Annotated in this window: 17 protein-coding genes; 11 read left to right on the top strand and 6 right to left on the bottom strand. The window is 65.1% G+C overall.

Annotation, left to right across the window (positions count from 1 at the left end; all coding sequences use genetic code 11):
* The first annotated feature begins 80 nt into the window (after window positions 1-80).
* Both AKN83_RS08945 and AKN83_RS08950 read left to right on the top strand, forming a co-directional pair.
* Window positions 81-1,451 (top strand): glutamate--cysteine ligase, encoded by a 1,371-nt coding sequence (locus AKN83_RS08945; protein WP_050406317.1) that lies wholly within the window; start codon window positions 81-83, stop codon window positions 1,449-1,451.
* A 143-nt stretch (window positions 1,452-1,594) separates the two neighbouring features.
* A complete protein-coding gene (locus AKN83_RS08950) occupies window positions 1,595-2,149 on the top strand; it encodes a PAN domain-containing protein (protein WP_050406318.1) in 555 nt (184 codons plus the stop codon).
* Window positions 2,150-2,167: 18 nt separating this feature from the next.
* On the opposite strand, the gene AKN83_RS08955 is transcribed toward AKN83_RS08950, so the two are convergent.
* The 5 genes from AKN83_RS08955 to AKN83_RS08975 all read right to left on the bottom strand — a co-directional run bounded on the left by AKN83_RS08955 (window position 2,168) and on the right by AKN83_RS08975 (window position 6,050).
* Window positions 2,168-2,734: a nucleotidyltransferase family protein gene (locus tag AKN83_RS08955; RefSeq protein ID WP_050406319.1), complete on the bottom strand. Its 567-nt coding sequence runs from the start codon at window positions 2,732-2,734 to the stop codon at window positions 2,168-2,170.
* Window positions 2,731-3,078, bottom strand: coding sequence for an MmcQ/YjbR family DNA-binding protein (locus AKN83_RS08960; protein ID WP_050406320.1), 348 nt, complete (start codon window positions 3,076-3,078; stop codon window positions 2,731-2,733). Before AKN83_RS08960 ends, AKN83_RS08955 begins: the two co-directional genes overlap by 4 nt.
* Before the next feature lie 10 nt (window positions 3,079-3,088).
* Window positions 3,089-3,802, bottom strand: a complete 714-nt coding sequence (gene lepB / locus AKN83_RS08965; protein ID WP_063695328.1) for a signal peptidase I — start codon at window positions 3,800-3,802, stop codon at window positions 3,089-3,091.
* 56 nt (window positions 3,803-3,858) lie between these two features.
* Window positions 3,859-5,283, bottom strand: a complete 1,425-nt coding sequence (gene tldD / locus AKN83_RS08970; protein ID WP_050406321.1) for a metalloprotease TldD — start codon at window positions 5,281-5,283, stop codon at window positions 3,859-3,861.
* A gap of 227 nt (window positions 5,284-5,510) precedes the next feature.
* Window positions 5,511-6,050 carry an invasion associated locus B family protein gene (locus AKN83_RS08975; RefSeq protein WP_050406361.1) on the bottom strand — a complete coding sequence of 180 codons (540 nt, stop codon included), beginning with the start codon at window positions 6,048-6,050 and terminating at the stop codon, window positions 5,511-5,513.
* Here AKN83_RS08975 and AKN83_RS39495 point away from each other — a divergent pair.
* The 9 genes from AKN83_RS39495 (at window position 6,034) to AKN83_RS09015 (ending at window position 13,250) form a co-directional block, all read left to right on the top strand.
* The gene (locus AKN83_RS39495; protein ID WP_157113284.1) at window positions 6,034-6,501 is read left to right on the top strand and encodes a hypothetical protein; all 468 of its coding nucleotides are present in this window, start codon (window positions 6,034-6,036) and stop codon (window positions 6,499-6,501) included. The two genes, AKN83_RS08975 and AKN83_RS39495, sit on opposite strands and share 17 nt — an antisense overlap.
* Before the next feature lie 134 nt (window positions 6,502-6,635).
* On the top strand, window positions 6,636-7,475 hold the full coding sequence (gene coxB / locus AKN83_RS08980; RefSeq protein WP_050406322.1) for a cytochrome c oxidase subunit II: 840 nt from the start codon (window positions 6,636-6,638) through the stop codon (window positions 7,473-7,475).
* An 82-nt stretch (window positions 7,476-7,557) separates the two neighbouring features.
* Window positions 7,558-9,174, top strand: a complete 1,617-nt coding sequence (gene ctaD, locus AKN83_RS08985) for a cytochrome c oxidase subunit I (RefSeq protein ID WP_050406323.1) — start codon at window positions 7,558-7,560, stop codon at window positions 9,172-9,174.
* Window positions 9,175-9,237: 63 nt separating this feature from the next.
* Window positions 9,238-10,176: a heme o synthase gene (locus AKN83_RS08990; protein ID WP_050406324.1), complete on the top strand. Its 939-nt coding sequence runs from the start codon at window positions 9,238-9,240 to the stop codon at window positions 10,174-10,176.
* 38 nt (window positions 10,177-10,214) lie between these two features.
* Window positions 10,215-10,379: a hypothetical protein gene (locus AKN83_RS08995; RefSeq protein WP_050406325.1), complete on the top strand. Its 165-nt coding sequence runs from the start codon at window positions 10,215-10,217 to the stop codon at window positions 10,377-10,379.
* 65 nt (window positions 10,380-10,444) lie between these two features.
* Window positions 10,445-11,023 (top strand): cytochrome c oxidase assembly protein, encoded by a 579-nt coding sequence (locus AKN83_RS09000; RefSeq protein WP_157113357.1) that lies wholly within the window; start codon window positions 10,445-10,447, stop codon window positions 11,021-11,023.
* 106 nt (window positions 11,024-11,129) lie between these two features.
* The gene (locus tag AKN83_RS09005; RefSeq protein WP_050406326.1) at window positions 11,130-12,026 is read left to right on the top strand and encodes a cytochrome c oxidase subunit 3; all 897 of its coding nucleotides are present in this window, start codon (window positions 11,130-11,132) and stop codon (window positions 12,024-12,026) included.
* 64 nt (window positions 12,027-12,090) lie between these two features.
* A complete protein-coding gene (locus tag AKN83_RS09010; RefSeq protein WP_050406327.1) occupies window positions 12,091-12,477 on the top strand; it encodes a DUF983 domain-containing protein in 387 nt (128 codons plus the stop codon).
* Complete coding sequence (locus tag AKN83_RS09015; RefSeq protein ID WP_050406328.1) at window positions 12,474-13,250, top strand: SURF1 family protein; 777 nt, start codon at window positions 12,474-12,476, stop codon at window positions 13,248-13,250. The genes AKN83_RS09010 and AKN83_RS09015 overlap by 4 nt, the downstream gene beginning before the upstream one ends.
* Window positions 13,251-13,252: 2 nt before the next feature.
* Here AKN83_RS09015 and AKN83_RS09020 read toward each other — a convergent pair whose 3' ends face one another.
* Window positions 13,253-13,909, bottom strand: coding sequence for a hypothetical protein (locus AKN83_RS09020; RefSeq protein ID WP_050406329.1), 657 nt, complete (start codon window positions 13,907-13,909; stop codon window positions 13,253-13,255).
* Window positions 13,910-13,913 lie beyond the last annotated feature (4 nt).

Here is a 13,913-nt window from a genome sequence, read left to right on the forward strand (position 1 = left end):
ATCATCCGCGGCCGTTGCGGCGCACGGATGTCCCTGCCACCGCGCGCCTTCGATCGAAGCGCCCTTGAGTTGGATTTAGTATGGCGCGTGACCAGATCGACATGACGCCGCTGCAGTCGCGCGACGAACTCGTGGCGTGGATTGAAGCCGGTGTGAAGCCCAAGTCCGAATTCCGGATCGGCACCGAGCACGAGAAGACCCCGTTCACACTCGAGGGCCATCAGCCCGTGCCTTATGAAGGCGCGAAGGGCATCGGTGCGCTGCTCGAGGGCATGAAGCTTTTGCTCGGCTGGGAGCCGATCATGGAGCGCGGCAACATCATCGGGCTCTATGACGTCACTGGCGGCGGCGCGATCTCGCTGGAGCCGGGCGGCCAGTTCGAATTGTCGGGCGCGCCGGTCGAGACCGTGCACCAGACTCAATCCGAGTTGATGGCGCATTTGGCGCAGGTGCGGGAGATCGCAACCCCGCTCGGCATCGGCTTCCTCGGCCTCGGCATGACGCCGTCCTGGTCGCGGGCGCAGATCCCGGTGATGCCCAAGGGCCGCTACAACATCATGAGAAACTACATGCCGAAGGTCGGCAAATACGGCCTCGACATGATGTTCCGGACCTGCACGGTGCAGACCAATCTCGACTTCTCTTCCGAAGCCGACATGGTGAAGAAGCTGCGGGTGTCGTTGGCGCTGCAGCCGATCGCGACCGCGCTGTTCGCCAACTCGCCGTTCACCGAAGGCAAGCCCAACGGCTTCCTGTCGTTCCGCTCCGAGATCTGGCGCGACACCGATAACGCACGAAGCGGCATGATTCCGTTCGCATTCGAGGACGGCATGGGCTTTGAGCGCTATGTCGATTACGCGCTCGATGTGCCGATGTATTTCGTCAAGCGCGGCGAGGAATATATCGACGTTTCCGGCTCCTCGTTCCGCGATTTCTTCGCCGGCAAGAACAAGATCCTTCCCGGCGAGCGGCCGACCCTGTCGGACTGGGCCAATCATCTGTCGACCATTTTCCCCGAGGTGCGGCTGAAGCGTTACCTCGAGATGCGTGGCGCCGATGGCGTGCCGTGGGGCCGGCTGCCGGCGCTGCCGGCGTTTTGGGTCGGGCTGCTCTACGACAATGACAGCCTGGATGCCGCCTGGGACATCGTCCGGCACTGGACCGCGCCGGAGCGGCAGGCGCTGCGCGATGACGTGCCGCGTTTCGGCTTCAAGTCGCGGATCAAGGACCGCTATCTGTTCGAGATCGCCAAGGAGTGCCTGGTCCTTTCGCATGCCGGATTGCGGCGGCGCGGCCGGATCGATCATCTCGGTCGCGACGAGAGCCGCTTCCTCGAACCGCTCGAGCGCATCATCGAGACCGGCCGCTCGCCGGCAGAGGAGATGCTGGAGAAGTTCAACGGACCGTGGAACGGTTCGGTGGAACCGGCCTATCAGGAGTACGCCTTCTAATCCCCGCCGGCCCGAATTCGGGTGAGGCACACGAGCGGAACGGCGGTGGTGTCGCACCCGCCGTTCATCAGCCGTACAGGTTCTTGGCGTTCAAATGACGCCCCGCGGAGTGCGCGGGGCTGTGCGAATTTGAAAGCAATCTCATGGGGATAGGTCGCCTCTTTAGGGCGTGCGTGGTGATGTATGCGGTTTTTTCCGCCGTTCTCGCCGCGCGTCCGGCATTGGCGCAGACCAATTTCGACCGGCCCGGCGGCGACTACCTGAACGCGCCGGTGACATCAGGCGATCCCGCCGATTGCGCGCTCACCTGCGAGCGCGACCGCCGCTGTCGCGCCTGGAGCTTCAACTATCCGACCGACGCCAATAACGGCGCGGTGTGCTGGCTGAAGAATACCGTGCCGGCGCGGGTGCAGGACGTCTGCTGCGTCTCCGGGGTGCGCGGCGCGGGCGTGGTCGAGCCGCGCAACGGCGCCATCGAAACCTCGATTGACCGGCTCGGCGGCGACTACAAGAATTTCGAGCTGAAGAGCAGCGATGGCGACGAGGCCTGCCAGGCCGCCTGCACCGCCGACACCAAGTGCCGCGCCTGGACCTATGCCCGGCCCGGCTATGCCGGCCGCGACGCGCGTTGCTTCCTGAAAAAAGAGATCAAGCCGCCGCGCCGAAAGGCAGGGTTCACGTCGGGCGTGGTGCGCTGACGCGCAAAGTACGAGCCGCTATTCCGCCGCCAGCACCGTGATCTCCGGCCACAGCGCCTTCCACCGCGCAGCCTTCGTCGCATAGTTCGCCGCCGAGAAGTTCGCGGTCCGGTTCGGTCGCACGATCATGCTGGCGACATCGTCAAAGCCACTTGGCGCATAGACGTCGTAGCCGCTCGCGCTGCGGCGGATGCCGACCTGCACGTTTGTGCTGAGGAAGCGATCGATGCCGTCGGTCGAACACGACAGTGCGGCGTAGGGCACGCCGTGCTTGCCGGGGTACCAGAGATGGACGCGGGCCTGGTTGCGGACCTCGATCGCGACGCCAAGATGGCCGAGCCGCGCCGTGAGGTCGCGGATGACCGCGTCCTCGGCCTCCCACGACGTATCCGGATCGAAATAGAAGACGTCGTAATCGTTGATGCCGTGTTCGGGCTGCCGCTTCGTCAGCACGTTCCACACGCTCTGCACCAGGCAGCCCGACACCAGCCAGGCATCCGGCAAGGCGCGGCGGTACAACTCGTCTGTGATCGCTTGATTGGCCGGGTTGCGCAACGCCGCGGCGAGGAATTCGTCTTGCGTCACGACGAAACGGTCGCGTCGAAATCGCGGACCGCCTTCTTCGATGCCAGCGCGCGCCAGTGCCGGCGCAGCAGCGGCTCGACCGTGGCGTGTTTTGCCTTCGACAGGCGGATCAGCACGGTCGGATAGTCGCGGTAGTGATCGGTGAAGTAAAACACCTTGGGCTGGCTCTCGACCAGCATGTCGCGCTCATCCGGCGGGACGCCGGGCATCACCAGGCTGTCGCCGTCCTCCCTGAGCCGCACCAGCATCTTCTTGCGCACCTTCAGCGCCGGTGTGCCGTAGGACGAGCCGTCCTCGACCTCCGGCCACGCCAGCACCAGGGTCCTGACGTCGTCGAAGGTCACGTTGGCGAACTCACTGCACCGAGGTGAAGAAGCGCGCGAGGCGGAAGCCGGAGAGCCAGGTCCAGACCGGCTGGCTGCGGATGCCCATGTCCCAGGAACCGACCACCGCGTCGGCGCGGCCGATCAGATTGTCGATCGGCAACAGGCCGACGCCGCCGTCGCGCACCGGCACGCGGCTGTCGGCGGAGTTGTCCCGGTTGTCGCCGAGCACGAACAGTTGGCCCGGCGGCACGGTCACCTCGGGCGTGTTGTCGAGCCTGCCATTGTCGCGAATCTTGAAGATCGCATGGCTGACGCCGTTCGGCAGCGTCTCGACATAACGATTGGCATCCTCGCCGCCGCCGCGATCGTCCTCGGCAAAGCCGGTGCCATCGGGCTTCAAGGCCGCCGGATGATCGTTGATGAAGAGCTGGCCCTGCCGCATCTGGATACGATCGCCGGGCAGCCCGACCACGCGCTTGACCCAGGCCTGCGAGCGGTCGCCCGGCCAGCGGAACACGACGACATCGCCGCGCTTCGGCGTCTCGCCGAACACCCGGCCGGTCTCCGGCAGCGTGATCTGGATCGGCAGCGACGCCGCGCCGTAGCCATAGGGAAACTTCGAGGCGACCAGCGCGTCGCCGATCAAAAGCGTCGGCTCCATCGAGCCGGACGGCACGTAGAACGGCTCGGCGATCGCACCCTTGGCGAGGAACACGACGGCCACGATCGCCGCCAGTTGCATGGCCTGCCCGCGCCAGCTGGTCGGCTTGGCCGCCACGACTTCGTTTCCGCTGCTCACTAGCCCGTTCCTCCGACCGTAATCCGTTCCATCCTGAGCGTCGGCTGGCCGACGCCGACCGGCACGCCCTGGCCGTTCTTGCCGCAGGTACCGATTCCCGTATCGAGCGCAAGATCGTTGCCGATCATGGTGATCCTGTGGAGATCGGTCGGTCCATTGCCGATCAGCATGGCGCCCTTCAGCGGCGCGCCGAGCTTGCCGTTCTCGATCTTGTAGGCCTCGGTGCACTGGAACACGTATTTGCCCGAGGTGATGTCGACCTGGCCGCCACCGAAATTGGCGGCATACATGCCGTTCTTCACCGAGGCGATGATCTCGGCCGGGTCGCGGTCGCCTGACAGCATGTAGGTGTTGGTCATGCGCGGCATCGGCACATGGGCATAGCTCTGCCGGCGTCCGTTGCCGGTCGGCTTCATGCCCATCAGCCGGGCATTCTGGCGGTCCTGCATGTAGCCGACCAGGATGCCGTCCTCGATCAGCACGGTGCGGTTGGTCGGGGTGCCCTCGTCGTCGATCGAGAGCGAACCGCGGCGCGACGCCATGGTGCCGTCATCGACCACCGTGACGCCCTTGGCCGCCACCTGCTGGCCCATGAGGCCGGCGAAGGCGGAGGTCTGCTTGCGGTTGAAGTCGCCCTCGAGCCCGTGGCCGACCGCTTCATGCAGCATCACGCCGGGCCAGCCGGCCCCTAACACCACGTCCATCTCGCCGGCGGGCGCCGGCACCGATTCGAGATTGACCAGCGCCTCGCGCAGCGCGCCGTCGGCGGCGTCGCGCCAGGCCTTGGTCTCGATGAAGCGGGCATAGCCCTCGCGGCCGCCATAGCCCTTGCTGCCGCTCTCCTGCCGGTCGCCCTGGCCGGCGACCACGGAGATATTGACGCGCACCAGCGGGCGGATGTCGCGATAGCTCTCGCCGTCGGGCCGCAGGATCTCCACCACCTGCCAGGTCGCGGTGAGGCTGGCCGAGACCTGCCGCACCCGCGGGTCCTTGTCGCGGACATAGGCGTCGATCTCGCCGAGCAGTTTGACCTTGGCCTCGAACGCCGGACCGTCCAGCGGGTTCTCGTCGCCATAAAGTCTGACATTGGTGTGGGCCGGCGCCGCGGCGAACGTCCCGGCATAGCCGCCGCGCACCGCCGCCACCGCATCCGCTGCACGGATCAGCGCCGGGATCGAGACGTCGGAGGAATGCGCATAGCCGACCGCATCGTCCTTGACGGCTCGCAGGCCGAAGCCCTGCGAGGTGTCATAGGTCGCCTGCTTCAGCCTTCCATTGTCGAACATAAGCGCCTCGGTCTGCCCGAACTCGAGGAACAGCTCGCCGTCGTCGGCGCCCTCAAGTCCGCGCGCCACCTCGCGGCGGACGGCATCGCGGTCCAGATTGGCGCGGTCGAGCAGGGAGGTCGTGGCGGGATTGGTCATGGTCACTCCAGCAAAGGGCACATCCTTGCGATCCTGCCCCCATGCGCAATTGAATGCCAGCGCGTGGAAACCAGCCCAGGAATTCCGGACATCTAAGCAGAGACGAGCAGGAAACTCATCTTACAACCCGGAAACCTGTGCCGGTCTCCCTGTCAGGGACCGGACGGCGATCAGCCAACATAATGCGTGTGATGTGCAATCGGGAGGGGCCGCGACCGTGAGGCCGATCACGGCAGCTTGTCATAGCCCTCCGCCAGGCCGTTCAGGCTGAGCGGGAAGCCGATACCCTCTTCCGGGGTCTCGAAGATGATGAATGTCGCGGTCTTGGCGTTCTTGAGCTGGCCGAGCAGCTTGTCGTCCATCACGACCTCGGCGACGCAGCCATTGGGCAGGCACCGGACAAAACCGGCGCGGCCGACGTCCTGGTTGTCGAGCTTCAGGCCGAGGCCGGAGGGCAGCAGCACACCGAGCGGTGCGACCACGCGCATCAGGCGGCTCTTCTGGTCGGCGGTCTTCAGCACGATCACGGTCAGGCCGGCATTGGAGCGGTCTTCCGCTACCACGCTCTGGATCAGTGCGCACTGTTCGGCCTGGGCGCCCGGCGGGGTGTCGCAGCGGATCTGCCAGTCGCCATGGACCGAGCGCACCGCGCCTTGCGCGTTCGCCGGCTGGCTCAGGCCAAGAGTCGGACCAAGAGAAAGGGCCAGAAGCAGCAGCCCGCCGAGCCAGCCGGCCTTTCGTCCTGCCTGAATGTTCGAAGCGCCCATCCGGGTCGATCCTTTGAGATGTTTGGTCAATCCGGCCATTCCGGCCGCCGGCAGCACGCGCGCCATGATGCGCTTCCCGAAGCGCATCATGATCTCATGTTCTTGTTTGAGCATGATCTTTTTCGGAAAACCGGTCTCCAACTTTCCGGATCATGCTCAAGCCTCGACTGATACCGCAATAGGGCGCCTTGAAGGCGATCTTGAAGCCATTCCCGCGCCGGATTGGGGCAGCACGCAGCGAATCAGGTTCCTGTGGGCTACGCCGCCTGTGCCTACATCCGGCAATCCCCCTGTCAACTGCGTGCGGCGGAGTTTCGACGACTTTCGCTTGATTTTGCGGGAAAATTCGCAAGCGGCAGGCTCATCGCAGGCGCATGGCTTTCGGCCCTACTACTGCATTGCGAGCGCCTGCGAATTATGGTTTGAGAGGCTGGATTTCGACGCGTTCTAGCGATCTGGCTCCCGTACCCACCTTGACTCAGAGACGGGTATGTCCGGAAGGCCGTTTGTCAGGGCGGATCGTGCTGCATTTTCGGCCATAAGCCGGAGGTGCTTTGGGGAACAATGCAAGGGAGCGCGAGCGGCATGAAGATGTCGATTGGCCGGTTGGGCAGGCAATTGCTGGGGTTGGCGGTAGCGGGTGTGGCGTCGATCGCCGCGGGATCGGCCTTCGCCGAAATGGGACAGCCGGCGCCGTGGGAGCACACGCTGCAGGAAGGCGCGACCCCGGTGATGGAAAACATCATCTGGTTCCACAATTTCCTGCTGGTGCTGATCACCCTGATCACCCTGTTCGTGCTGGCGCTGCTCGTCATCGTGGTGGTGAAGTTCAACGCCAGGGCCAACCCGGTCCCCTCCAGGACCACCCACAACACCTTGATCGAAGTGGCCTGGACGCTGATCCCGGTGCTGATCCTGGTCGGCATCGCGGTGCCGTCGTTCCGCCTCCTGTTCCTGGAGCTCGACGTGCCGAAGCCGGACCTCACGGTAAAGGTCACCGGCAAGCAGTGGTACTGGTCCTACGCCTATCCGGATAACGGCAAGTTCGAGTTCGACTCGCTGCTCGACAAGGACAAGCAGCCCCGCCTGCTCGGCGTCGACAACGAGATGGTGGTCCCGGTCAACAAGGTGGTGCGGATCCAGACCACCGGTGCCGACGTGATCCACTCCTTCGCGGTGCCGGCGTTCGGCGTGAAGATCGACTCGATCCCCGGCCGCCTCAACGAGAGCTGGTTCAAGGCCACCAAGACCGGCGTGTTCTACGGCCAGTGCTCGGAACTGTGCGGCAAGGATCACGCCTTCATGCCGATCGCGGTGCGGGTCGTCAGCGACCAGGAATTCGCGACCTGGGTTGAAGGGGCGAAGAAGAAGTTTGCGACCAACCCGGCGAATTCCTACGCCTCGGCTGGTCAGGCGGCGCAGTAAGCCTGACGGCTCACGGCGCGGACGGAATAAGGGCGATGGGACCCGCAAGGTCCGAGAGGGACTGCAAGGCAGGATTTTGAACATGGCGACAGGCGCAGCGACACACGACGATCACGCCCATGACGATCACGCCCACCATCCGACCGGATGGCGGCGTTATCTCTACTCCACGAACCACAAGGATATCGGTACGATGTACCTTATCTTTGCGGTGATCGCGGGCATCATCGGCGCTGCGATGTCGATCGCGATCCGTGCCGAGTTGATGTATCCGGGCGTCCAGATATTCCACGAAACGCACACTTATAACGTGTTCGTGACCTCGCATGGTCTGATCATGATCTTCTTCATGGTCATGCCGGCGATGATCGGCGGGTTCGGCAACTGGATGGTGCCGCTGATGATCGGCGCGCCTGACATGGCGTTCCCGCGCATGAACAACATCTCGTTCTGGCTGCTGCCTGCCTCGTTCGCGCTGCTCGTGATGTCCACCTTTGTCGAGGGTGAGCCGGGTGCCAACGGCGTCGGCGCGGGCTGGACCATGTATGCGCCGCTGTCGACTTCGGGCCATCCGGGTCCGGCAGTGGATTTCGCGATCCTGTCGCTGCATCTGGCCGGTGCGTCGTCGATCCTCGGCGCCATCAACTTCATCACCACGATCTTCAACATGCGCGCGCCGGGCATGACCCTGCACAAGATGCCGCTGTTCGTGTGGTCGATCCTGGTGACGGTGTTCCTGTTGCTGTTGTCGCTGCCGGTGCTCGCCGGTGCGATCACCATGCTGCTGACCGACCGCAATTTCGGCACCACTTTCTTCGCGGCCGACGGGGGCGGCGACCCCGTGCTGTTCCAGCATCTGTTCTGGTTCTTCGGCCACCCCGAAGTGTACATCCTGATCCTGCCGGCCTTCGGCATGATCAGCCAGATCGTCTCCACCTTCTCGCGCAAGCCCGTGTTCGGCTATCTCGGCATGGCCTACGCCATGGTGGCGATCGGCGGCATCGGCTTCGTGGTGTGGGCGCACCACATGTACACCGTCGGCATGTCCTCGGCGACGCAGGCCTATTTCGTCGCCGCCACCATGGTGATCGCGGTGCCGACGGGCGTGAAGATCTTCTCGTGGATCGCCACGATGTGGGGCGGCTCGATCGAGTTCAAGGCGCCGATGATCTGGGCGATCGGCTTCATCTTCCTGTTCACCGTCGGCGGCGTCACCGGCGTCGTGCTGGCCAATGCCGGCGTCGACCGCGTGCTGCAGGACACTTACTACGTGGTGGCGCACTTCCACTACGTGCTGTCGCTCGGCGCCGTGTTCGGCATCTTCGCCGGCTGGTACTACTGGTTCCCGAAGATGTTCGGCTACATGTACTCGGAGAAGATCGCCAAGGCGCACTTCTGGTTCACCTTCGTCGGCGTCAACCTGGTGTTCTTCCCGCAGCACTTCCTCGGGCTGTCGGGCATGCCGCGCCGCTACGTCGACTATCCGGACGCGTTCGCCGGCTGGAACCTGATCTCCTCCTGGGGCTCCTACATCTCCGGCGTCGGCGTGCTGATCTTCATCTATGGGGTGATCGATGCCTTCGTCCGCAAGGAGCAGGCCGCGAACAACCCGTGGGGCGCGGGTGCGACCACGCTGGAGTGGACGCTGACCTCGCCGCCGCCGTTCCACCAGTTCGAAGTGCTGCCCCGCGTGCAGTAAGTCCAAGACAACGCGGCGCACCCCAGGTGCGCCGCGCCTTTCCAAGAGAAGTGAGACCTGATCTTGTCGGTTGTCGATCACAACGCTATCGAAATGCCCCGGATCTCCGAGGCCGAAGTGGGCGACTACATCGCGCTGTTGAAGCCGCGCGTGATGTCGCTGGTGATCTTCACCGCCCTGGTCGGGCTGATGATCGCGCCGGTGCATGTGCATCCGGTGCTGGCGTTCACCTCGATCCTCTGCATCGCGGTCGGCGCCGGCGCCTCCGGCGCGCTCAACATGGCCTATGAGAGCGACGTCGACGCCGTGATGTCGCGCACTGCCAACCGGCCGATCCCGCGCGGCAAGATCACCCAGGCCGAAGCGGCCGCCTTCGGCCTGACGCTCGCCTTCTTCTCGGTGATGACGCTCGGCATCCTGGTGAACTGGGTGGCGGGCGGGCTGCTTGCCTTCACCATCTTCTTCTACGCCGTGATCTACACGATGTTGCTGAAGCGCTGGACCGCGCAGAACATCGTGATCGGTGGCGCCGCCGGCGCGCTGCCGCCGGTGGTGGCGTGGGCGGCCGCGACCGGCTCGCTCTCGGTCGAGCCGATCCTGCTGTTCCTGATCATCTTCTTCTGGACCCCGCCGCATTTCTGGGCGCTGGCGCTGTTCCGCAGCGACGACTATGCGCGCGCCGGCATCCCGATGCTGCCGGTCGTCGCCGGGCCGGACGCGACCCGGCTGCAGATTCTGCTCTACACCATCGTGCTGGTCGCGATCGCGCTGGCGCCGTGGCCGCTCGGCTATTTCGACGCGATCTACGGCGTCACCTCGCTGGTGCTCGGCTGTGGCATGCTGTGGCTCGCCATCGAGGTCTATCGCCGTCGTGAGGGTGTTGCGGCCAACCGTGCCACGCGCCGGCTGTTCGCCTTCTCGATCCTTTATCTGTTCGCGCTGTTCGCCGTCCTCCTCGCCGAGGTCGTGGTCCGCGCGATCCTGCCTGTCATCATCGGGTAGGGACGCCGGGGGGCGAGATGGGGACGCACGGGATACCAATGGACGACAAGAACCAACCAGAAGGCATCGTCCTCACCGAGGCGCAGCTCAGGAGCCGCCGCCAGCGTTCGATCGCCATTGCGCTCGCGCTCGGCGTCATGGTCGTGCTGTTCTTCGCCGTCACCCTCGTCAAGGGGCCGGCCGTGCTGGTGCGGCCGCTGTGAGCGAGGTGGCGAACCATCCCGCACCGCAGGCTCCGCAAGGCGAGGGCACGAAAGTCACGCGCCGCATGCTGACGCGCGACGCCATGGTCGCGTCGATCTGCGGCTTCGTGGTGGTGCTGATGGTCGGCGCGTCCTACGCGGCCGTGCCGTTCTACAACTGGTTCTGCCGCACCACCGGCTTCAACGGCACCACCCAGGTCGCGACGTCGGTCCCGACGGATGCGCCGCTCGAGCGCACCATTTCGGTCAGCTTCGATTCCAACGTCGCGCCGGGCCTGCCCTGGAAGTTCGAGGCCGAGCAGACCACGATCGACGTCAAGATCGGCCAGGTGGTCACGGTCTATTACACCGTGACCAACCAGTCGGCGCGTACCACGACGGGCCAGGCCGCCTACAACGTCGCGCCACTGACGGTCGGCGCCTATTTCCAGAAGATCAACTGCTTCTGCTTCACCGAGCAGACCATGGCGCCGGGCGAGAAGCGCGAGATGGCCGTGGTGTTCTATGTCGATCCGGCGCTGGCCAGGGACAGCGAGAACGACACGCTGAAGACGATCACTTTGTCCTACACCTTCTTCCCCGTGCGCGATGCCACGCCGAAGCCCGTGGCTGCGGGCGAGGCGGAGCAGCGCAAGGGCGGCTAGAGCACGATCCGGAAAAGTGGGGACCGGTTTTCCGGGAAGATCATGCTGAAGAGATTGGAATTGAAGATTAAGACGTGCCTTGCGGCACGCGAATGGAGAGACGGCAATGGCTGAGGCGCAAGTCAAGCATCACGACTATCATCTCGTCGACCCGAGCCCGTGGCCGGTGGTCGGCTCGATCTCGGCCTTCATCATGGCGTTCGGTGCGATCGGCTGGATGCACCACATGTACTCCGCCGCTCCGATCGTGTTCGGCATCGGCACCATCGGTGTGCTCTACACGATGGCGAGCTGGTGGGGCGACGTGATCAAGGAAGCCCAGTACAAGGGCGACCACACCCGCGTGGTGCAGATCAGCCACCGCTACGGGATGATCCTGTTCATCGCCTCCGAGGTGATGTTCTTCGTCGCCTGGTTCTGGGCGTTCTTCAATTCGGCGCTGTTCCCGGCCGATGCGGTGCACGCCACCCGCGATGCGGTGTTCGGCTGCGGCCCCGGCACCGCGATGGGCGCCTGCTCGGTCCCCGGTACCTGGCCCCCGCATGGCATCGAGACCTTCGATCCCTGGCATCTGCCGCTGCTCAACACGCTGCTGCTCCTGACCTCGGGCACGACGGTCACCTGGGCGCACCACGCGCTCTTGGAGAACGACCGCCAGGGCCTCAAGCAGGGCCTGATCCTCACCGTGATTCTCGGCGCCCTCTTCACCTGCGTGCAGGCCTATGAGTACGCCCATGCGACGTTCTCGTTCGGCGGCAACGTCTATGGCGCGACGTTCTTCATGGCGACCGGGTTCCACGGTTTCCACGTGCTGGTCGGCACCATCTTCCTGCTGGTCTGCCTGATCCGCGCCTATGCCGGCCACTTCACGCCGAAGCAGCACCTCGGCTTCGAGTTCGCCGCCTGGTACTGGCACTTCGTCGACGTGGTCTGGCTGTTCCTGTTCATCTGCATCTACGTCTGGGGCCACGGCGCCGAGTCGATGGCTCACGGCGCGCACTAAAGCGCAGGCCGACGTGCTATCAGGGGCGGCCGAACGGCCGCCCCTTTGCTTTTGAAGAGAACCGATGACCGATACCCCGCCTACCGTGACCGAGAGCGCGATGCGCGGCATCGCCTGCCGCTGTCCGCGCTGCGGCAAGGGCAAGCTCTATTCCGGCTTCCTGACCTTGGCGCCGCGCTGCCAGGCCTGCGGCCTCGACTTCGCCTTCATCGATTCCGGCGACGGGCCGGCGATCTTCGTCATCATGCTGGCCGGCGCCATTGTGGTCGCGGCGGCGTTGATCGTCGAGGTGAAGTACCAGCCGCCGTTCTGGGTGCACGCCGCGCTGTGGCTGCCGCTGATCGTGGCGACCACGATCCTGCCGCTGCGATCCATGAAGGCGCTGCTGATCGCGCTGCAATTCCACCACAAGGCCGCCGAAGGCCAATTGATCGAGCGCGATCCGAAATGAATGAGACCACCACGACCCGCCGGCCGAGCGCGGCCGGCTTCGGCATTTTCACGCTGATCCTGATCGCGGTGTTCGTCGCGCTCGGCGTCTGGCAATTGCAGCGCCGGGTCGAGAAGCATGCGCTGATCGCTGCGCTCGACGCACGGCTGGCCGCCCCGACCGACGCGCTGCCGCCACCCTCGGCATGGCCCACGCTGACCTCAGCCAAGGATGAATTCCGCCGCGTCACCCTGGCCGCGACCTACGCGCAACAGCCGGATGCGATGGTCTTCAGCTCCGGCTCCGCCGTGCGCGACGACATTTCGGGACCCGGTACCTGGGCGTTCCTGCCGGCCAAGCTCGCCAGCGGCGAAACCGTCGTGATCAACACCGGCTTCGTGCAGAACACGATGCAGGACCGTGCCTTCGAGGATCGCGTCACCGGGCGCCTCGTCACGGGCGCACCGGTCGAGCTCACCGGCTATATCCGCTTTCCCGAGCCGCCGGGCCGCCTGACGCCGAAGGAGGATCCGGTGAAGCGGCTGTGGTTCGTGCGCGATCATCGCGCGATGGCGCAGGCGCTCGGCTGGGGCAAGGACGGAGCTCAGCTCGCACCGTTCTATATCGACCTCGAGGCGCCGGTGCCCGACAGCGGCACCCCGAAGCCCGGACCTCTCAAGGTCCATCTCAAAGACGACCACATGCAGTACGCTATCACCTGGTTTTCGCTGGCCGCCGCGGTCACGATTGCCTTCGGCCTGTGGTGGCGTGGCCAGTGGCGCAAGGGAGCTTGAGATCAGGTGGAGAGCGAGTGGCCGGCTCCGATCAGACGGATCAGCATGTCACCCCAGAGCGCGCCGAGAATCCCGGTCAACACAAACGCGGCCCAGAACAGTGCGGGACGTGCGATCCGCGCCCATCGGGCTGCGGCCACCGCCGGCAGGCCGATTGCGACAGCCAGCAGCACGACGGATGAGCCGGTCTGACCGGGCTCCACCACCCAGTCGGCCAACGAACTGGCGAGTGCCTGCGCCAGCATCGCGACGATCCAGAACGGCGCATGATTCCGGATCGACCCGATGGCAAGGAATCCCGTTTTGCCCGCCACCCGAGCCCGGACGATTAGGGCGAGCGCGAACAGTGCCGCCAGCTGGACCGAGGGGATACAATCGCCGATCCCGAGCGACCGGTCCGCCATATGGGCCAATGCCGCGCTTAGCATCAGGACGCCGACCAGTACCGGCCAAAAGGCGATCGGACCTGCGCGATCGCGTGCATACAGCACCCCAATTGACACCACACCGGCCGCGGCCAGGAAGTGGCTCCCCTTTCCTGCAACGGCGAGGCCCGCGATTTCGCCCAGCACTGCGGCAACGGTTCTCATCGCCCAGAACCGTACCGCGGCCTCGCGCACGCCGGGCGTCCCTCGCATCTCAATATGAACCACGTCCATATGC

Source organism: Bradyrhizobium embrapense (genome assembly GCF_001189235.2).
GTDB classification, from domain to species: domain Bacteria; phylum Pseudomonadota; class Alphaproteobacteria; order Rhizobiales; family Xanthobacteraceae; genus Bradyrhizobium; species Bradyrhizobium embrapense.